General features: G+C 42.9%; 19 protein-coding genes and 1 pseudogene. 2 read left to right on the forward strand and 18 right to left on the reverse strand.

Annotation, left to right across the window (positions count from 1 at the left end; translation table 11 throughout):
- Window positions 1–6: 6 nt before the first annotated feature.
- The 11 genes and pseudogenes from ABT997_RS03465 to truB (ABT997_RS03515) all read right to left on the reverse strand — a co-directional run.
- Complete coding sequence (locus ABT997_RS03465) at window positions 7–873, reverse strand: phosphate ABC transporter substrate-binding protein PstS family protein (RefSeq protein ID WP_350018747.1); 867 nt, start codon at window positions 871–873, stop codon at window positions 7–9.
- Window positions 874–1,003: 130 nt separating this feature from the next.
- Window positions 1,004–2,308 (reverse strand): RsmF rRNA methyltransferase first C-terminal domain-containing protein, encoded by a 1,305-nt coding sequence (locus ABT997_RS03470; RefSeq protein WP_195214040.1) that lies wholly within the window; start codon window positions 2,306–2,308, stop codon window positions 1,004–1,006.
- Window positions 2,305–3,078, reverse strand: coding sequence for an inositol monophosphatase family protein (locus tag ABT997_RS03475; RefSeq protein WP_195214041.1), 774 nt, complete (start codon window positions 3,076–3,078; stop codon window positions 2,305–2,307). The genes ABT997_RS03470 and ABT997_RS03475 overlap by 4 nt, the downstream gene beginning before the upstream one ends.
- A complete protein-coding gene (locus tag ABT997_RS03480; RefSeq protein WP_023026658.1) occupies window positions 3,068–3,346 on the reverse strand; it encodes a UPF0223 family protein in 279 nt (92 codons plus the stop codon). Before ABT997_RS03480 ends, ABT997_RS03475 begins: the two co-directional genes overlap by 11 nt.
- A gap of 1 nt (window position 3,347) precedes the next feature.
- On the reverse strand, window positions 3,348–3,749 hold the full coding sequence (locus ABT997_RS03485; RefSeq protein ID WP_040803090.1) for a Spx/MgsR family RNA polymerase-binding regulatory protein: 402 nt from the start codon (window positions 3,747–3,749) through the stop codon (window positions 3,348–3,350).
- Window positions 3,750–3,876: 127 nt separating this feature from the next.
- Window positions 3,877–4,794 (reverse strand): bifunctional riboflavin kinase/FAD synthetase, encoded by a 918-nt coding sequence (locus ABT997_RS03490; RefSeq protein ID WP_195214042.1) that lies wholly within the window; start codon window positions 4,792–4,794, stop codon window positions 3,877–3,879.
- A gap of 4 nt (window positions 4,795–4,798) precedes the next feature.
- The gene (gene truB / locus ABT997_RS03495; protein ID WP_350018748.1) at window positions 4,799–5,695 is read right to left on the reverse strand and encodes a tRNA pseudouridine(55) synthase TruB; all 897 of its coding nucleotides are present in this window, start codon (window positions 5,693–5,695) and stop codon (window positions 4,799–4,801) included.
- A gap of 167 nt (window positions 5,696–5,862) precedes the next feature.
- On the reverse strand, window positions 5,863–6,624 hold the full coding sequence (locus ABT997_RS03500) for a hypothetical protein (RefSeq protein WP_350018749.1): 762 nt from the start codon (window positions 6,622–6,624) through the stop codon (window positions 5,863–5,865).
- A 44-nt stretch (window positions 6,625–6,668) separates the two neighbouring features.
- Entirely contained in the window at window positions 6,669–6,782 is a 114-nt protein-coding gene (locus ABT997_RS03505; RefSeq protein ID WP_223363364.1) for a DUF4176 domain-containing protein, read from the reverse strand.
- Window positions 6,782–7,057 carry a hypothetical protein gene (locus ABT997_RS03510; RefSeq protein ID WP_350018750.1) on the reverse strand — a complete coding sequence of 92 codons (276 nt, stop codon included), beginning with the start codon at window positions 7,055–7,057 and terminating at the stop codon, window positions 6,782–6,784. Before ABT997_RS03510 ends, ABT997_RS03505 begins: the two co-directional genes overlap by 1 nt.
- A 167-nt stretch (window positions 7,058–7,224) precedes the next feature.
- Window positions 7,225–7,473: pseudogene (truB, locus tag ABT997_RS03515) on the reverse strand (tRNA pseudouridine(55) synthase TruB); the annotation flags it as partial.
- A 180-nt stretch (window positions 7,474–7,653) separates the two neighbouring features.
- On the opposite strand from truB (ABT997_RS03515), the gene ABT997_RS03520 reads away from it, so the two are divergent.
- On the forward strand, window positions 7,654–8,970 hold the full coding sequence (locus ABT997_RS03520; RefSeq protein ID WP_049496517.1) for an FAD-containing oxidoreductase: 1,317 nt from the start codon (window positions 7,654–7,656) through the stop codon (window positions 8,968–8,970).
- A 35-nt stretch (window positions 8,971–9,005) separates the two neighbouring features.
- Here the strand turns inward: ABT997_RS03520 and ABT997_RS03525 are convergent, their stop codons facing one another.
- The 4 genes from ABT997_RS03525 to pcrA all read right to left on the reverse strand — a co-directional run bounded on the left by ABT997_RS03525 (window position 9,006) and on the right by pcrA (window position 14,179).
- Entirely contained in the window at window positions 9,006–9,806 is an 801-nt protein-coding gene (locus ABT997_RS03525; protein ID WP_031576625.1) for an alpha/beta fold hydrolase, read from the reverse strand.
- A 31-nt stretch (window positions 9,807–9,837) separates the two neighbouring features.
- On the reverse strand, window positions 9,838–10,281 hold the full coding sequence (locus tag ABT997_RS03530; RefSeq protein WP_350018751.1) for a GNAT family N-acetyltransferase: 444 nt from the start codon (window positions 10,279–10,281) through the stop codon (window positions 9,838–9,840).
- A gap of 9 nt (window positions 10,282–10,290) precedes the next feature.
- Window positions 10,291–11,565, reverse strand: a complete 1,275-nt coding sequence (locus tag ABT997_RS03535) for a DUF2130 domain-containing protein (RefSeq protein ID WP_049496525.1) — start codon at window positions 11,563–11,565, stop codon at window positions 10,291–10,293.
- A 328-nt stretch (window positions 11,566–11,893) separates the two neighbouring features.
- The gene (gene pcrA / locus ABT997_RS03540; protein WP_070505749.1) at window positions 11,894–14,179 is read right to left on the reverse strand and encodes a DNA helicase PcrA; all 2,286 of its coding nucleotides are present in this window, start codon (window positions 14,177–14,179) and stop codon (window positions 11,894–11,896) included.
- Between the two features lie 198 nt (window positions 14,180–14,377).
- On the opposite strand from pcrA, the gene ABT997_RS03545 reads away from it, so the two are divergent.
- Window positions 14,378–15,571: a cation diffusion facilitator family transporter gene (locus tag ABT997_RS03545; RefSeq protein ID WP_350018752.1), complete on the forward strand. Its 1,194-nt coding sequence runs from the start codon at window positions 14,378–14,380 to the stop codon at window positions 15,569–15,571.
- Window positions 15,572–15,659: 88 nt separating this feature from the next.
- Here the strand turns inward: ABT997_RS03545 and lepB are convergent, their stop codons facing one another.
- From lepB to pfkA, 3 genes are all read right to left on the reverse strand, one after another.
- Window positions 15,660–16,217, reverse strand: coding sequence for a signal peptidase I (gene lepB / locus ABT997_RS03550; protein WP_129822192.1), 558 nt, complete (start codon window positions 16,215–16,217; stop codon window positions 15,660–15,662).
- Window positions 16,218–16,368: 151 nt separating this feature from the next.
- On the reverse strand, window positions 16,369–17,874 hold the full coding sequence (gene pyk, locus ABT997_RS03555; protein ID WP_350018753.1) for a pyruvate kinase: 1,506 nt from the start codon (window positions 17,872–17,874) through the stop codon (window positions 16,369–16,371).
- Window positions 17,875–17,934: 60 nt separating this feature from the next.
- Complete coding sequence (gene pfkA, locus ABT997_RS03560) at window positions 17,935–18,948, reverse strand: 6-phosphofructokinase (protein ID WP_048689104.1); 1,014 nt, start codon at window positions 18,946–18,948, stop codon at window positions 17,935–17,937.
- Window positions 18,949–18,960 lie beyond the last annotated feature (12 nt).

The following is an 18,960-nucleotide window of genomic DNA, read 5'->3' on the forward strand; positions in this document are numbered from 1 at the left end:
TTCTTCTTATTTCTTCGTAATGTTACCGTCTAGATCACGGCTGACTTTCATATCATTGATTGGGATATAGCCCATCTTACCAACGATTTCCTGCTGGACCTCATCTGTCATCATATAATCCAAGAATTTCTTTGCCAGTTTACTTGGCTCACCCTTGGTATACATGTGTTCATAGGACCAAATTGGCCAGTTATTATTCACTACGTTTTCCTTAGTTGGTTCATAGCCATTTAACTTCATGGTTTTAACACTATCATCCACGTAGGTAAAGGCCAAATAAGAAATGGCACCTGGAGTCTGGGAAACAATGTTTTTCACCATTCCATTGGAATCCTGTTCCTGAGCCTGTTTAGGATCTTTGCCGTCCATGATGATGGCATCAAACACAGCACGGCTACCAGATCCTACAGCCCGGTTCACAATGGTAATTTCCAGGTCTTCACCACCCAATTGCTTCCAGTTAGTATATTCACCAGTAAAAATCTTACGCAATTGTTCGGTTGTCAAATCGTCTACAGAAATATTCTTATTGGCAATAATAGCTGTTCCCGCTACTGCCACTTGATGGTCTACCAAGCTAGAAGCATCGATGCCATCTTTTTCCTCTGCAAAGAGGTCACTATTTCCAATGTCGACAGCTCCTGATTGGACCTGAGACAGACCTGTACCAGATCCCCCCCCTTGGACATTGACAATCTTACCGGGATGTTCTTCTATATAACGATCCACTACCCCTTCAACTAACGGTTGTAGAGCTGTCGAACCAACAGCTGTAATCGCTTCTCCACGGTCAATCCAAGATGCACAGGCAGATAGAGAAGCTGCAAGTGCTACTGTTGCTAGCCCAAGAACTAGCTTTTTGCATTTATTCAATGTAAGTCTCCTTGAATCATAATCAAATATCGTTTAAATCTTATCTCTAAACACTTGGTCATCTTCTAGTATTCTAGCAAGAATCACTCTATTTCCACTATAACATAGAAAGACCGCATTTCCTAATAATTTATCTAAATCTCAAGCCTTTTGGAAAGAAATTTTTCAAGGTCCGTCCCGTTACTTTAGCAAAGCCTAAACCATTGCCTCCAGCTAAGACTTGATACCATCCATTGGTAGAGGCCTGATCCAGTTGAATGGTCTCCCCAGCTACGTACTTGATGAAGTCTTGATCTGATAAGCTGACCGCTTTCTTCACTTGATCTGGCTTCAGAGCTAGGCCCAAAGCAAAGCTAGGTTCAAAGCGATTTTTCTTGAAAGTTCCAAGGTGCAAGCCATTGCGAGCAATCTTGACCTTTTTCAAATCAGGAAGTCCAACCGGCAAGAGATAAAGCTGATCTCCAAAACATTGGTAGAGGCCTTCTAGGTCAATGGCCAGGCAATCCTTGGCAAAAGCTTGCCACAACTTTTTCTGCTCAGCCGTTAGATTGGAACGGCCTTCCTTGATCTTCTTGACTTCAGGCTCTCCCTGATAAAGGAATTTAGCTACAAATTGCCCTTCCCCTTTGAAACGATGAGGGTACATCCGAGCTGTTTCAGGATGTCCGATCCCTTCTACCATGCCATTGATTTTTTCAATCGGTAGCAATTCCAGCTCATATTCGTCTAAGAGCCAAGAGACAATTTCTTCGTTTTCTTCTGGTGCCCAGGTACAAGTCGAATAAACCAGCTGCCCCCCTGGTGCCAGCATCTTGAGGGCATCTGTTAAGATTTCTCTCTGGAGACCAGCACATTGAGCTGGATAATCAGGATGCCAATAGTCCATAGCATCTGGTTGCTTTCGAAACATTCCTTCACCAGAGCATGGTGCGTCCAAAACAATCAAATCAAAATAGGCTGGGAAAACCTTAGCCAAGCGATTGGCTGATTCATTGGTCACCACGACATTACGGGCTCCAAAGCGTTCGACATTCTCGACCAGAATCTTGGAGCGGCCCTTGTGGATTTCATTGGAAACAAGGAGTCCTTGATTGTCTAAATAAGAGAGCAAGTGGGTTGTCTTGCCACCCGGTGCTGCCGCAAGATCCAAGACCTTCATACCTGGTTTTGGATGGGCTACTTGGGCTACCATTTGGGCAGCCGGTTCTTGCGAATAGACCAGTCCAGTGACATGGGGAATCGATTTTCCCGACACCTTGCCATAGTAACTCCAAGGCATGCCTGGAATAGGGTCATCGCCACTGATTTGCTCCGCCTTTAACGGATTAGTTCGATAGGCAGATACGGCCGACTCGTCAAAGGTTTGAAAGAAGGCCTCAGCCTCCTCTCCTAGTAGTTGATCATATTTTTCTTTAAATCCTTGAGGAAAGGTCATGCGTGTGTTCCTTTCTTCAAAAAGGGTTGAATCTCATCTAATTTACAAGTTGGCACCATCATGATGGGCTCCAAGGTCTCATAGTTGGGTTCTTTTCCTTCTAGAGTCAAAACAGAGTAACCTAGGCACTCGCCCATGATGGCTGCTGCTGCATAGTCCCATGGCCAGATATAGCTGAAGTAGCCTAAAATACCACCGGATAAAATCTTGGTAAAGCTGATACCAGCACTCCCATAAACCCGAATTCCTAAGCATTCTGCCCCCAGATCCGCCATGCCCCAAGCGTTGGATTTAAGCATGCCAACATTGGAAGCCACTAATAAATCACTAAGGGGACGATTTTGAAAGGGTTGCAGTTCTTGCTCATTGCAAAAGACTCCAAAATCCTTTCCACCAAAAAAGAGATGATCCCGCATGACATCATAAATCAAGCCAAACTGGCCAATCCCTTCTTCAAAATAGGCGACCATAACAGCAAAGTCTTCTTTTTGGGTCACAAAATTATTGGTCCCATCAATGGGATCAATCACCCAGACCTTACCGGAACGAATAGGTGCACGAAGATCATCCTCTTCCGCAAAAATGTGGTCTTCTGGATAGGCTTCTAAAATCTTGCCAACCAGGGTTGCTTGCACTTCTTGGTCCATTTGAGTCACCAAATCCGTCGGATTTGTTTTGACTGTAATTGCTAGCTGGTCATGCAGGTGCTCTCTAAGATAGCTTCCTGCTTCTTTGACAATGGTCTTAGCAAATTCTAATTTATTGATCAATCGAAAACCATCCTTCCCCTTTTTCTTTCGCAACTTTGGTTGCGCGATAAAGTGAGTAGCCACTGACCTCTTCAAATTCTTTGCCCAGACGCTTTTCTTCGCCAATACTTGGGACAACTTTCTTAAAGGCCTTATAGGCTTCTAGGTAGATGCGGGCATCTGCCTTTTGTTCATAGGCTTGTTCAACCTGATTAAAAAAAGAAAGCACCGAAGCAAGCTCTTCAGTGCTCCACGATAAATCGAGTGGGTAACTATAATTCTTATTCATATTAATGGATCTCCGCTCTTAATGTAGCAGATCTTAACTCTTCCTTACGATATCCTCGAGGGAGAAATGCACGGATTTCATCCTCATTAAAACCAATTTGCATCCGTTTCTTGTCTAGAATAATTGGGCGACGCAAAAGACTAGGATTTTCCTCAATCAACTTGATCAAAGCAGAAATCGATAAATCCTCTACATCAACATTTAACTTCTGAAAAATTTTAGAACGAGTTGAAATAATATCGTCTGTACCGTTCTCAGTTAGAGCTAAAATATTACGCAACTCCTCAGTTGTTAAAGGACTCGTCATAATATTGTGTTCCTTAAAAGGAACCTCATGTTTTTCTAACCAAGCCCGGGCCTTTCGACAGGATGTACAACTCGGAGACAAAAATAATGTAATCATGTTCTTCTCTTCTTTTTTTGGACACACTTAGCTGACTCTATTATACAAAATTATTCCGTGCTTGCATAGTGATTTTTTAATTTAGACAAAGAAAATTCTCCCCTTAAGGGAGAATTTCTAACAAAAATTATCTGGTCCATTGACGAGCCAGGATCTCGTCCTGATGCAGTTGCTTGACGAGGGCTTCTACACTGTCAAATTTGACCATTTCTCGAATCTTGTCTAACCAAAAAATCCGAATCGTATGTCCATAAATATCTTTTGAAAAATCAAAGATATTGGCTTCAAAGCGAAGTTCCGTCCCATCAAAGGTCGAGTTTTTCCCTACAGAGGCCATCCCCCGGTGACGTTGACCTAGCACTTCTACTTCGACGACATAAACACCATCTTGGGGGAGATGGGTGCGATCGATCGGTGCCAGATTAGCTGTTGGAAAACCAATGGTGCGACCCCGTGCATCCCCATGGACTACAATGCCACGACTGGATAAGGGATGGCCTAAAAGATCAGCTGCTTCTTTGACCTGGCCTGATGCAATGGCCTGCCGAATACGGGTTGAGCTGATTTTTTCGTCCTGGTCTAGGACAGGTGGAACGACGATGACTTGACCCTTAAAATAGGTTTCTAGATCACTAGCAACTTTCTTATCGCTACCAAAGCTATAATCAAAGCCTGCCACTAAGACACGCGCCCGAAGTGCAGTTAGGTAGGCCGCAACGAATTCTTGGGCCGTATGAGCCGCAAAATCACTGGTAAAATCGATAAGATATAGATCATCGACTCCCAGTTCTTCCATTCGTTTAAAGCGCTCCTCTGGGTTTTGGAGGTGGAGGAGTAGTTCTGGTTGGTAACGGGCAAAAGCCAGCTTTGGAGATTCTGGAAAGGTCAAAACAGCTACTCGAAGTCCTTGCTCATCGGCAATGGTGCGAGCTGTCCGAAAGAGCTCCTGATGCCCTCGATGGAGACCGTCAAAATAGCCCAAGACAAGAACGGTATCTGCTTGAGCTTTTATTTCTTTTTCACTAGTTACATAACAAATGTTCATAAATTTATTGTAACACACTTTCTGTCAGAAAAACCTTGCGAGGTTTGTAAAGTTCTTCCCTTTTTTCCAAAATGGCTACCAATTTCCCTTGGTAAAAAGCAGCCAACTCTCTGGCTTCGCTCTCAACCGGAATAAAGCGTCCTACTTGGACTTCACCGACCTCTTGGGCTGTCAGCTCTACTTTTTCCAGATCCCCGGTGCCAATCTCAAGTGGATGAAGGAAGCTCAAATCTCCTTGAGTTACCTTTTCAGCAAGCTCTTCCAGGGTCAAGGCATCATCCAGTGACAAACCGGCAGCACTGGTCCGTGTCAGATGAGACATGTGGGCGGCGTAACCAAGCTTCTCTCCCAAGTCAACCGACAAGGTCCGGATATAGGTTCCCTTGCTGCATTTAACTCGGAAACGAAAACGGGCTAGACTTTCTTCATAGCTAATCTCACTGGTGCGCGTGAATTCATAAATCGTCACCTGTCGGACAGGACGTTCCACTTCTTCTCCTGCCCGCGCATATTCATAGAGCTTACGCCCATTGACCTTGACCGCTGAATACATAGGCGGCACCTGCTCCATCTCTCCCACCATCTGGGCAATCATACGGTCCACCTCTGTTGCATCTAAAGGTGCTTCCACTGGGGTTCGCTCTAGGACATCCCCGCTGGCATCCTCCGTTGTGGTAGAAAATCCCAGAGTGATTTCCCCCTCATAGACCTTGCCCTCATCCTGCATGAACTCTACCATGCGAGTCGCCTTGCCAACCGCAATAGGCAAAACACCCACCACATCCGGATCTAAGGTACCACCGTGACCGATTTTCTTGGTTCCTAAAATCTTACGTAGTTTAAAAACCGCATCATGCGAGGTCATGCCTGCTTCTTTTTTTAAGTTGATAATACCGTTCATGTGTTGCTTTCTGATTTCCTTTCTCATCATGTGATTAATAAAGTTTTTTTCATTCGTTCCAGTATCATTTAAACCATCCCCTCATGCCTTTAATTAGGTAAGTGACACCTTTTTAAAGATTCCTTTTTAATCCAGCATCAATAATAAATCAATAGGTAAATAATCTACTATTCACCTCTATCTCTCCAATTCTTTATGATAGTATAAATAGAATGTATCAGTATTGCTACTAAAAATGCGAATAAAGGGCGTAATGATACCAAGCTTACACCCACAACAAGGAAGGCTGATAAAAAATAAATGATAAACGCCTCTAACTTAGAAGGTCTTCTCTCCTCTGGAAGCATATCTAAATGTTCCTTCGTTATAGCTGAGCGTTTATCGAATCGATAAAAGAAACGATATCTTGCAGATAAAGAATCAATATCTAAAAAGTCATACCCCCTAATATAATCAATTACGTAAAATATCAGTAAATTGTCAATTTCGTCAATATTTTCAGTATAGAGAGAAAAGTTTCTCTTTCCAGCAATTGCAATGTTACTTGCAGCATAAACGGCAATCGGAATGCCATCTTTTGTAACAGGTAAAATATCTCCTTTACTACCTGAACCTACACACCTCATTTCATAGTTATTTAAATTGAATTGAAAAACTCCATGCCAGTATGCTTGTTCCCATAAATGTTCAAATCTTTTTTCCTCATAATAAATCAAATCCTTATTTAACCCTCTTGCGACTATTCTTTTTCTTTTAGAAATATATTCTGATTCTTTCAAGACAAGAATTTCTACATCTGTTGCATATAGACGATAACCTGCCTCTTCTTGAACGATTTCAATTCTTTCAGTCCAATGTTCATCATCAGGTAATTTTGACTCAAGGATAAATCCTTCTGAGTTTCCACGTAATTTTAATTGTATTTCCATGTTTTACCCCCCTATTAATAAGCCCAATCCAAATGGTCCTAGTTTCATTTTTGCCTCTGCTTTTTAGTATCTGGACAATGATTAACAATCATGACAGGCTCCACACCTTCTCTCACCCGAACAACACTCCCAATCGGTAAAGCTCTACGTTCCGACATCAGTTTTCTCCTTCTGAATATTTCTTCGCTTCCTGAACATAAAATAGTTCTGGATTTTCATGGGCGATGCTTTCAAACAAACTACGAGCACGAACTTCATCTCCTTTTAATTGAGCGTTGAGAGCTCCGTAATAAGAGAACATGATTCGAGCTAGATTACTTTCTGATTCGGAAGTGTCGAAGTAGTCGTTCACTTCTTGATTAAACACGATATCTTTTATGGCTTGGGCAAAGAGTTTTGCCTTACCATCTTTCGAATCTGGCGCCTTTGACAACTGTTCCTCAAAGAAAGCAATATCTTTCGCATCTTAAAGATGAATGGAAAATTTTAATAGCTCAAAGCTTAATATTAAAGATGTATAGTCTCTTAATCTGCCCCAAATTTTTTTCAAATTATATTTGAACATATTTTCCATGGCAGATTGAAAGTCTCCTTTTAAACCCCGCTGGCATCTTCCGTCGTGGTAGAAAATCCCAAAGTGATTTCTCCCTCGTAGATTTTACCCTCATCTTGCATAAATTCGACCATCCGGGTCGCTTTTCCTACGGCAATCGGAAGCACCTTCACCACATCCGGCTCCAGAGTCTCTCCATGGCCAATCTTCTTGGTGCCTAAGATTTTCCGCAGTTTAAAGACCACATCATGTGAAGTCATCCCTGCTTCTTTTTTTAGATTGATAATTCCGTCTATTTGAATTGCTCTTTCTATCTCATGTGTGACCATGACGGTCACCGACCCTTTATTATACCATGAAATGAGACTTCTTGTCCCTGTTTCCTCGTTCTGACGAGCCTTTTAAAAATCCCGTAGCAGATTTCAGACTTTTTAATTTGGGTTTGATACAATAGAAAGCGAAAGAAGGTGTAACATATGTTAATGTATGATGTTATTGTGATTGGATTTGGTAAAGCTGGTAAAACACTTGCAGCGAAATTATCAAGCCAAGGAAAAAAAGTTGCTCTGATTGAAAAGAGCAAGTCTATGTACGGTGGTACTTGTATCAATATCGCTTGTATTCCAACCAAGACCTTGATTGTTGCAGCAGAAAAAGGCTTGGATTTTGAGCAAGCCATGAATGAGAAAAATGCAGTCACTACTCGTCTCAATGGCAAGAACTACGCAACCATTGCTGGAACTGGTGTAGACATTATCGACGCGACGGCTCGTTTCGTTTCTAACAAAGTCATCGAAATTCAAGCTGGAGATGAAAAGGAAGAATTGACAGCTGAAACCATTATTATTAATACTGGTGCTGTGCCAAATGTCCTTCCAATCCCAGGTTTAGCTGAAAGTAAATTTGCCGTGGATTCAACCGGTATTCAACGTTTGGAAAACCTACCTAAACGCCTGGGTGTCCTTGGTGGTGGACCTATCGGATTGGAATTTGCTCATCTCTATAATACCTTGGGCAGCCAAGTAACGGTATTGGATGCTTCTGAAACATTCTTGCCACGGATCGAGCCAAGTATTGCAGCTCTTGCAAAAAGCTACCTTGAAGAAGACGGTATTCAATTCTTGCAAGGCGTTCATACCCAAGAAATCAAAGATGGCCAAAACAGCTTAACGGTTGTCACAGATAAGGGAGACTTCGAGTTTGATATCCTTCTCTACGCAACAGGTCGTAAGCCAAACACAGCTGGACTTGGTCTTGAAAACACAGATATTCAAGTCACTGATCGTGGAGCTATCCAAGTCAACCGTCATTTAGAAACCAGCGTCCCTGGTGTCTTTGCAGTTGGCGATGTCAATGGTGGTCCTCAATTCACCTACATGTCACTCGATGACTTCCGCATTGTCTTCAACTACCTTACAGGCGATGGTAGCTACAATCTTGAAACTCGTAGAAATTATGCGACAACACTCTTTATTGCTCCTCCATTGGCCCAAGTCGGCTTGACTGAGCAAGAAGCACGTGACAAAGGACTTCCAGTTGCTGTTAAAGAATTGCCAGTTGCTGCTATGCCACGCGGACACGTCAATGCAGACCTTCGAGGTGCCTTCAAAGCCGTGGTCAACCCAGAAACAAAAGAAATTCTTGGAGTGACGCTCTTTGGAGAAGCTGCAGGCGAAATCATCAACCAGATTACCATGGCCATGGACAACAAGATCCCTTATACTTACATCGCAAAACAAATCTTTACTCACCCAACCATGGCAGAAAACCTAAATGATCTCTTTGCGATTTAACTAACATAAAAAAGCTGGAAAATATTCCAGCTTTTTTAGTTTAAGAATTCACAGACAGCCTCTTGAAATACTTTATTTTCTTCATAAAGAGCATGCCCAGAATGTTTTAGAATAAGGAGCTGGCAACCCGAAATCGCTTTTGCTAGTTCCTTAGATCCGTCCACACCGACCACATCATCTTCAAGGGCACCAAGGATCAGGGTCGGACAATGAATTTCTTTTAAGACCTCAAGGCTATTATGTTCCAGGCAAGACTGAGACTGAATGGCTATTCTATTTTCATCTTTGATTCGCCCCAAGCGACCCATGATATTATAAAGCAACCGCCACTTTTGATAGCTCTTTTGCGTGTAGGAATGCTTTGCAATATCCAGCATGAGATGCTTAAAATTTCCAGATTGACTAAGTTTTTGCCAATGCTCAATTCGTTCTCTAGCAAGTTGACTAGGTTTTGCAGTGGTCACGGCTAAAATGAGCTTTTGAACCTTTTCTGGAAAATCTGCAGCTAGCCATTGGGCAATCATTCCACCTTGTGAAATCCCCATAACATAAGCGGTATCTAGGTTTAGTGTCTCCATTGCTTCTGCTACATCTGCTGCCATATCCCACGTCGTATAGCCCTGTCTCAGCTCATTGATTCGAGAAAAAACATAGATTTTATAACGTTTAGCAAGTAGACGATACGAGAGAGAAAAGAGCTGTGCCTTTCCTTTAACGGTCTGAAGCCCATCCCCCAAGCCTGGTATGATCACTAATGGCTGCTTACCTTTTCCAAATGTTACATAGTCCATGCTCTTTTTGTTCAAATATAAGGTTTTCCCTTTTGTTGAAGACATTACTTCGTTCCCTCTACTATTTTTTCATGATTTATTTAGGTTGAGTTTTTAAATGCAAGGCAAAGCCGGCAGTCACTTTTTCAAATCCAACTGCCTGATAAAACTGATGTGCAGCATTTCGTTCAGCGGTTAATCCACTATTTAGAGCCAGTGCCTCAACTCCTTCTTTTACCGCTTGTTTTTTCAATTCATCGATTAGCCTACTAGCAATTCCTTGTCGTCTTGTTTCTTTTGCGACTGACAAAGCTAAAATACGATAGTAAGATCCATCTGTTTCAAAAAAGAAGAGTTTTGCATAACCTAAGAAACCTAAAATTTCTCCGTTTCTTTCAGCTAGAAGACAGCCATAATGTGGCTGAGAAAGAATCATTTCTAAACGTCGAGCCAGCTTAGAAGCGGTCGTTGGATAGCCCAAGTCTTCGTATAGAGACAGTAGTGCTTCAGTATCTTTTATGGTTGCTTTTCGTATCTGCATAGGAGCCTCCTAGTCTTCCTTCAAGGCATCAAACTTAGCCTTCATGGTTGGATTCTTCCGGGTCAATTTTTTAACGGAAACATCATCCAATTTGTTATTAGCGAGGCGGAGTTGGTTTTCGGATGTGGTTAGGAATTTCTTAACCTCTTCCATACGCTTAATGGCTTTATCGATTTCATCGATTGCTTTACCAAAGTTGGTTGAAGCGGAGTTATAGTTCTTTGCAAAAGCAACTTTGAAAGCATCCAGGTCTTCTTCAAAGTGGGTGATGTCGATATTTTGTTCACGAACAAGCGCCAATTCCTGCTTGTATTTAAGGGAATTGAGGGCCGCATTGCGCAGGAGCCCAATAATCTGGATAAAGAACTGAGGACGGACCACATACATCTTCTCATACTCGTGGCTGACATCGACAATCCCTGTGTTGAAGTAGTCGTTATCTGCTTCAAGCATGGTCACCAAAACGGCATATTCACAGTTCTTTTCTCGACGATCCTTGTCCAACTCCTTGTAGAAATCCGCATTCTTATGCTTCTTCTCTGTCCCGTCAGCTTCATTTTTCATCTCGAACATAATGGAGATAATCTCCACCCCATTTTCATCGCACTCGCGGAAAATAAAGTCGCCTTTAGACCCACGCGCAGAGACCTTGTTGTCCTTTTCAAAATAGGCATTTGGGAAGGCAAAACTGCGAACCTTGTTGAATTCACTTTCCGCATACTGTTCCAGACTTTCCCCGATAGCCTTAGTCGACTGCTGGGCCTTAAAATTCTTGTAGAACTCGACCTGTTCATTGGCTGCCTTAAGTTGGGCTTCATAGTTTTGCTTAACAGAAGTCAGAGAAAGCTCGTTTTCTTTTTCTTGTAATAGGAGCTGATTTTTGACCTGATCTCTTTCTTTCTCTAGATCAGACAGTGTTTTTTGCAGCTGATTTTCATGCTCCAAGCGCAAGGTGGCCAACTGATTTTCCAGCGCCTGCACTTCTTTTTCTTTCTCTAGCAGACTTTGGCTAGCGGTTTGCTCCACCTCTTTTTTGGCCAATTCTTTTTCAGTATCAAACTGTTGAATCTGGTTTTGTAACTGGGCAATTTCTTGATCCTTCTTGGCTAACTTCTCTTGTTGCTCATTAAGGGCCTTTTGCTCTGCTAATGCCAACTCTTGTCGAATCCGCTCATGAATTTCCTTGTCAAACTCTGCTGTCCGTACCTGTGACAAGAGTTCGCTGTATTGACTTTCATTGACCGTAAAAACTTCCCCACAGTTGGGGCACTTGATTTCGTTCATAGCATGCCTCTTTCTCTATTCTTACTATATTATATCATGCTACCTGTAAAATCAAAACCAGCAAACGAGGCTTGCTCCTACTATTTCCCTAATTTTTGACAGTGAATAGAGTAAATGAGAGAATTTGAGAAAGCCGAACGATGATCATCAAAACTTCCCGCCGTGAGAAAAGAAGGAGAAACAGATTTGTTTCTCCTGCTCGGTAGATTTGAGACGGAAGGCTCAAATCTAAGGTATGGAATCCCAAAGGGAGTCGCTACCGTCCGTCCTCACCTAAGTGAAGTTGATAAAAGGACAAAACCAGCAAGCTAAGCTTACTGGTTTCAGTTTATTTCTTCTCAATTGGCGCGACACTGGCTAAGAGTTTCTTTAGCCCCACTTCTGGGAAGTTGATCTTGAGTTCTTGGGTACTACCACTACCAGATACTTCAAGCACGGTTCCTTCACCCCACTTCTTGTGAATGGCAATGTCGCCAATGGACCAAGCGACGCTCTCTTTGGCGCTAGAACGGTTGCCATTACCAAAGGGGAGGCTTGATGACGTTAGGGCACTTGGAGCTGCTTGTCTCTTGCGCTCTTGAAGGGCTTGTGACAGGCTCATTCCTTTTCCAAAGGTCGTTCCGCCTCCATTGCTATAAGAAGCCTTAAAGCTGGTATTAACTGGACGCGCTAATCCTTGATAGGTCAATAAATCCGAGCTGATTTCATTGATAAAACGCGTCGGACGATTGTAGCTGGTCCGTCCAAAGAGCAAACGAGAGTTAGCATTGGTCAAGAAGAGAACCTTCTCTGCCCGCGTGATCCCCACATAAGCCAAGCGACGCTCTTCTTCCAACTCATCTGGATCCTCAGCCGCACGACTAAGAGGAAAGACATTTTCTTCCATCCCAATCAAGAAGACGACTGGAAACTCCAATCCCTTAGCCGCGTGAAGGGTCATCAAGGTGACTTCTGAAGTTTCTTGGGCCCCATCATCTGTATCGGCAATCAAAGCCAAATCATTCAAGAAGCGACTCAAGGTTTCCACACCTGATTCGTATTCGACTGTCTCTCCATTTTCATCAAAATTCTTGGTAACAGATAGGAACTCTTGGATATTCTCGATGCGGGCCTGACTTTCCAAATTTCCCTGATTGGTTAGGGCTGTCATATAACCTGTCTTGTCAAGGACTTCTTCGACCAACTCTGTAATGGTCAGCTGGTCCAATCTTTCTCTCAAATCAAGAATGAGATTGGCAAAGTCCCAGATGGATTGAGCTGCCTTTCCTTTGATGCCAGAGAGCATGATATTGGCTGAAGCATCCAGGAGTGAAGACTCTTGCATTTGAGCAAAATCGCGAATTTTATCCACTGTACCTGGCCCGATTCCCCGCTTGGGTTCATTGATAATACGCTCAAAACTGATATTGTCACTGGGGTTGGCAATCAAGTTCAGATAAGCAATGACATCCCGAATTTCCTTCCGGCTGTAGAACTTGGTGCCCCCTACCATGGTGTAGGGAATGTTGGACTTGAGTAGCGCTTCTTCAATGGTCCGTGACTGAGCATTGGTCCGGTAGAGAACGGCAAAATCACGGTGTTTGTAGCCAGCTTCACGACTAAGCTCTTCAATGGTTTTAGCAACAAAGACCGCTTCATCCTGCTCGTCATTGGCCCGATAATAGACAATCTCTTCCCCGTCTTCATTTTGTGTCCAGAGATTCTTCGGACGGCGGTGGCGATTGTTTTTGATGACGTCGTTGGCTGCTTGCAGGATGGTTTTAGTGGAACGATAATTTTCCTCCAACAAAACGACCTTGGCATCAGGATAATCCTTCTCAAAGTCCAGGATATTCTGCATATCTGCTCCCCGCCAGCCATAAATAGACTGGTCCGCATCCCCAACGACACAGATATTTTTAAAGCGTGAAGCCAAGAGTTTGACCAACTGGTATTGTGCATGGTTGGTATCTTGATACTCGTCTACGTGGATGTATTGGAACTTCTGCTGGTAATAGGTCAGCACATCTGGATGCTGATCAAAAAGACGCAGGGTAAGCATAATCAAGTCATCAAAGTCCACTGCTTCTGACTGCCGGAGTTCCTTTTGGTAAGCCTCATAGCACTTGGCGACGATCTGAGTATACATATCTCCAGCCTGGGCAGCATAGGCCACTTCATCGATCAGGTCATTTTTGGCATTGGAAATGGTCCCCAAGATGGTCCGTTCATTCCATTTTTTAGGATCTAAGTTCAAGGACTTCAAAATCCGCTTCATCAAGGTCCGTTGCTCACCTGGGTCGACAATGGTAAAGTTGCGATTGTAGCCAATGTGATCCGCATCTCGACGGAGAATACGCACACACATGGAGTGGAAGGTGGCAATCAAGCAATCTTGAGTCGCTGGGTTCAACTGATAGGCCCTCTCCTTCATCTCCCGAGCGGCTTTATTGGTAAAGGTAATGGCCAAAATATTCCAAGGATTGACCATTTTTTCATCGATCAAGTAAGCGATCCGGTGGGTCAAGACACGTGTCTTACCGGACCCAGCCCCCGCCATGATCAAGAGGGGACCTTCTGTCGTTTGGACCGCCTCTGCCTGGCGATCATTCATACCATTCAATAAAGGATTCATCTCATACTCCTCATTCATTCAATCGTTCTATTATACCACATTTTCGCCCTTTCTCCTTTTGGAAACAGTTGGCATCATTTGAATTTTGCACTCAAAAAAGCTATAATAAAGCCTTAGGAAGAACGAATATTTCCTCATCAACAACGATCCAAGTTTGTCCCTTAGGAGGAAATCTACAGAAGTCTGGAGGAGTTATCAGTGAATCAATCACAAAGTAATTTAAAACTAGCCGAACGTGGAGCCCTGATTAGTATTGTCGCCTACCTGATTCTTTCCGCTGCTAAATTAGCAACAGGACATCTCCTTCACTCCTCCAGTTTGGTCGCGGATGGTTTTAATAACTTATCCGATATTATCAGCAACGTCGCCCTTCTCATTGGCATTCGCTTAGCCCGCCAGCCAGCTGACCGTGACCACCGGTTCGGTCATTGGAAGATCGAAGATCTAGCTAGCCTGGTGACGTCCATCATCATGTTTTATGTGGGTTTCGATGTCCTACGAGATACCGTTCAGAAAATCATCAGTAGAGAAACCACTGTCATCGATCCTTTAGGAGCCATTGTCGGAGTCGGCTCGGCCCTGGTTATGTTTGCGGTCTACCTTTATAACCGGACCTTAGCTAAGAAAGCCCAATCCAAGGCCCTCAAGGCAGCTGCCAAAGATAACCTCTCTGACGTAGTTACTTCCTTGGGAACTTCTGTTGCGATTGGAGCTAGCGCTCTCAACTACCCCATTGTGGACCAATTGGTGGCCATTGTCATCACCTTCTTTATCCTAAAAACCGCCTACGACATTTTCATTGAATCCTCCTTCAGCCTCTCTGATGGGTTTGATGAAAGTCTCCTGGATAAATACAAGGCGGCGATTCTGGAATTACCAAAGGTTAGCCGGGTCAAATCCCAACGGGGACGGACCTACGGAAGCAATATCTACCTAGATGTTGTCATTGAAATGAATCCAGACCTCTCTGTTTATGAGAGTCATGCGATTACCGAAGAGGTCGAGCGCCTTCTCAAGGAAAAATTTGGCGTCTTTGATATCGATGTCCATGTGGAGCCAAGTTCTATCCCTGAAGATGAGATTTTGGACAATGTCCTTCTCAAGTTAAAGACCTATGAAGAACGCTTGCAGGCTCAGCAAGAATACCAAACCCTTCTTGCAGACAACTTCACCCTCATTAATGAATTCGGCCAAGAAAGTCACAAGGAGGACCTGGTCCGTTTGCAGGAAGAACATCAAATTCCTTTTAAGAATTTCGAGATCGAATCCATCAGTCAAAAGACTAAGTTGATTCGCTATGAGTTAAATAACCAGATCCATACCAGTCTCTGGCGGCGTCATGAACACTGGCAAAAGGTCTTTCACCAAATTACCAGTAAACAAGAAAAATAGCACTCTTTACCTCAATCTAACCAGAATAAAAGCTACTGCAATTCCTTTCTGCAGTAGTTTTTTTGTAAGAAAAAATAGCCCTTCCGGACTATTCTTCTTCTTTAATAAAACCAAATTTATTTAGGGGGTACAATCTGAAATCGACAACACCCTCAATCTGATCTGCTTGAATATAACCAAATTCACGACTGTCTTTGGTATTGTTGCGATCATCATTTAGGACTAAGTAACTATGACTTGGTACTTTACCAGCCTTGGTTCCCTTAAGTTCTCTAGAGAAAAAATCATTTGTAAAATAATCGCCACTTGGGGCTGCCAAATGTTTGGTCTTCATCTTGTCCAAATATGGCTCTGCTGTAGCTACACCATTCAGATAAAAGACATCGTCCACATAGCTGACCTCATCGCTCTCTATCGCAATGACACGTCCAAGATATTGTTTCTCTTTTACATGATAGAGGACCAAGTCTGTTCGATCAATTTTCCCCTTTTTAGTCGCTAATACTAAATCATCTTTCTTAACGGAGGCATTGGCCATTTGATCAGATACCCACAATGGTTGAAAAACAAATAGGCGCAAAGTAATGAGTACCAAGCCCAATATTCCAATGATGATAATATTCCGAATCAAATCCCTTTTCGACATTCCTATCCCCCCTTTCAGTTCATTCCATTATACCATTTTATTAGACAATAAAAAAGGCCCACATTCCCAAATTGTCAGAAATTGGTCTAAAAAGAAAAACCTTGCCTCCAAGCTTTTACGCTTAGAGAACAAGGTTTGTTTATTGGTTAGATTAACGTACTGTACGGATACGCATTGTATTTGTACGAACAGCTTCACCAAGTGGCACACCTGCAACGATTACGATATCGTCACCAGATTGTACAAGACCTGCTTCTACTGCTTTACGTTCTGCGATTTCGAACATATCGTCAGTTGATGATGGAGCATCTGTCAACATTGGGATGACACCCCAGTTCAACATCAATCCACGCTCTGTCAATTCGTCAAATGTCAATGCCAAGATATCAGCATTTGGACGGTATTTAGAAATCAAACGTGCAGTGTGACCAGTCTTAGTCAAAGTTACAACCAATTTGATGTTCATTGAGTTTGTAGCGTCTTTAACAGCTGAAGCCATAACTTCTGTCTTAGAGTTACGTTCAAATGAATCTGAGTTCAAACGTCCGTATTCGTTTAGAAGAGTTTGAGCGTTCTTATCGATAGTAGCCATTGTGCGAACAGACTCAAGTGGGTATTTACCATTTGCAGACTCACCTGAAAGCATTGTAGCATCAGTTCCGTCGATAACAGCGTTAAATACGTCTGATACTTCTGAACGAGTTGCACGTGGTTTTTCAGTCATTGTTTCAAGCATGTTTGTTGCAGTGATAACAACTTTACCAGCAGCGTTCACTTTTGTGATGATCATTTTTTGGTAAACTGGAACCATTTCGAATGGTACTTCGATACCCATGTCACCACGAGCGATCATGATACCGTCAGCAGCTTCAATGATTTCATCCAAGTTATCGATACCTTGTTGGTTTTCGATTTTCGCGAACAATTGAACGTGACCGTTACCAGTTTCTTCACAGATAGCACGAACTTCGTTCACGTCTTTTGCAGTACGTACGAATGAGATCGCGATGAAGTTGATACCTTGTTCCAAACCGAAGCGGATATCGTCGTTATCGCGTTCAGCAAGAGCTGGGAAAGGAATTTTCGTGTTAGGGATGTTGACACCCTTTTGTTTAGCGATCACACCGTCGTTTTCAACTTCAACGATGAATTCACGAGTAGCATCGTCTTTTTCTACAACACGAAGACCCAATTTACCATCGTCGATCAATACTTGGCGACCAACTTCAACGTCATCGTAGATGTCAAGTGCACCAGCAACGTTCAAGGCAATCACTTCACGAGTTGATTTGATACCTTGTTTAGTCGCAACACGGATTTTTTCACCAGTCTTGTATGAGTACTCTTTTGCATCGTCTTCGAACAATTCTGTACGGATTTCTGGACCTTTTGTATCAAGAAGGAAACCAACTTTTTTACCAGCGATTTCTTCTGCACGTTTAACTGTTGCCATACGATCACCTTGTTCTTGGTGGTCACCGTGTGAGAAGTTGAAACGGAAAGTGTTGGCACCAGCTTCGATCAATTTAGCAATGTTTTGTGCTGAAGCTTCAACGTCAAGTTTTTCACCCCAATATCCATCATCACCAAATTTTTTACCACCACGGATTTCTACCGCAGGACCTAAGGTTGCAACGATTTTTACACGTTTGTTCATGATTTCTATGACTCCTTTTAAAATACACTGTCTTTTTAGACAAATTTTAACAAATAAATATTAAATAGAAGATAAGCTACGGTTCAACTCTGCAAGGTTCAAGTCAGCCTTGTGAGGGTTGTTCACTTTAATCTTACCATCTTCAGTTAAGCTAAAGAGGGCACCTTCTTCTGCACTACCAAGAATTGGGTTTTCAACCATTTGTTCATTGCGGATACCAACAGCTACGCCACCGATACCAGCTTTCAGCAACTTAACAGCATGTGCACCCAAACGTGAAGCAAGAACACGGTCACGCGCAGTAGGTGAACCACCACGTTGGATATGTCCAAGTTCTGTTACACGAAGATCGCTTGTATCTCCAGCATCTTTCAAGGCTTTACCAAATTCAGCAGCTGACATCACACCTTCAGCAAGAACGATGATGTTGTGTGTACGACCTTTTTCGTAGCCCTTCTTGATGCTCTCAACGACATCTTCGATAGCAAAGCCTTCTTCTGGAATGATAATTTCATCCGCACCAGAAGCAATACCAGACCAAAGGGCAATATCCCCGGCATTACGTCCCATTACCTCAATAACGAAAGTACGGTGGTGACTAGATGAGGTATCGCGGATCTTATCAATCGCGTCCATAACAGTTGTAACTGCTGTATCAAACCCGATTGTAAAATCTGTACCAACGATATCATTATCAATTGTTCCAGGAAGTCCTACAGCTGGGAAACCATGTTCAGTCAAACGCATCGCTCCGTGGTATGATCCATCACCACCGATAACGACAACACCTTCGATTCCATGTTTCTTCAACTGCTCGATCCCTTTTAATTGACCTTCGCGTTCAGCAAATTCAGGATAGCGAGCTGAATGAAGCATTGTTCCACCACGAGAAATAATATCTCCAACTGATGAAGCATCCAATTGATGGATATCACCAGCAACCATACCAGCGTATCCATTATAGATACCAAATACTTCCATTCCTTCAGAAATTGCTTGGCGAACAACTGCACGGATAGCAGCATTCATTCCAGGGGCATCTCCTCCACTGGTTAAAACAGCAATACGTTTCATTTCGATATTTGC

Origin of the sequence: Streptococcus australis (genome assembly GCF_040226615.1) — a bacterium.
Classification (GTDB): Bacteria; Bacillota; Bacilli; order Lactobacillales; family Streptococcaceae; genus Streptococcus; species Streptococcus australis_E.

Excerpts from the sequence above, each read along its gene's own strand:
- lepB (WP_129822192.1), bottom strand. The coding sequence starts at position 16,217 with ATGTCGAAAAGGGATTTGATTCGGAATATTATCATCATTGGAATATTG.
- ABT997_RS03470 (WP_195214040.1), bottom strand. The coding sequence starts at position 2,308 with ATGACCTTTCCTCAAGGATTTAAAGAAAAATATGATCAACTACTAGGA.
- ABT997_RS03520 (WP_049496517.1), top strand. The coding sequence starts at position 7,654 with ATGTTAATGTATGATGTTATTGTGATTGGATTTGGTAAAGCTGGTAAA.
- ABT997_RS03485 (WP_040803090.1), bottom strand. The coding sequence starts at position 3,749 with ATGATTACATTATTTTTGTCTCCGAGTTGTACATCCTGTCGAAAGGCC.
- pfkA (WP_048689104.1), bottom strand. The coding sequence starts at position 18,948 with ATGAAACGTATTGCTGTTTTAACCAGTGGAGGAGATGCCCCTGGAATG.
- ABT997_RS03525 (WP_031576625.1), bottom strand. The coding sequence starts at position 9,806 with ATGTCTTCAACAAAAGGGAAAACCTTATATTTGAACAAAAAGAGCATG.
- ABT997_RS03530 (WP_350018751.1), bottom strand. The coding sequence starts at position 10,281 with ATGCAGATACGAAAAGCAACCATAAAAGATACTGAAGCACTACTGTCT.
- ABT997_RS03505 (WP_223363364.1), bottom strand. The coding sequence starts at position 6,782 with ATGTCGGAACGTAGAGCTTTACCGATTGGGAGTGTTGTTCGGGTGAGA.
- ABT997_RS03480 (WP_023026658.1), bottom strand. The coding sequence starts at position 3,346 with ATGAATAAGAATTATAGTTACCCACTCGATTTATCGTGGAGCACTGAA.
- truB (WP_350018748.1), bottom strand. The coding sequence starts at position 5,695 with ATGAACGGTATTATCAACTTAAAAAAAGAAGCAGGCATGACCTCGCAT.
- pyk (WP_350018753.1), bottom strand. The coding sequence starts at position 17,874 with ATGAACAAACGTGTAAAAATCGTTGCAACCTTAGGTCCTGCGGTAGAA.
- ABT997_RS03535 (WP_049496525.1), bottom strand. The coding sequence starts at position 11,565 with ATGAACGAAATCAAGTGCCCCAACTGTGGGGAAGTTTTTACGGTCAAT.
- ABT997_RS03500 (WP_350018749.1), bottom strand. The coding sequence starts at position 6,624 with ATGGAAATACAATTAAAATTACGTGGAAACTCAGAAGGATTTATCCTT.
- ABT997_RS03490 (WP_195214042.1), bottom strand. The coding sequence starts at position 4,794 with ATGAACATTTGTTATGTAACTAGTGAAAAAGAAATAAAAGCTCAAGCA.
- pcrA (WP_070505749.1), bottom strand. The coding sequence starts at position 14,179 with ATGAATCCTTTATTGAATGGTATGAATGATCGCCAGGCAGAGGCGGTC.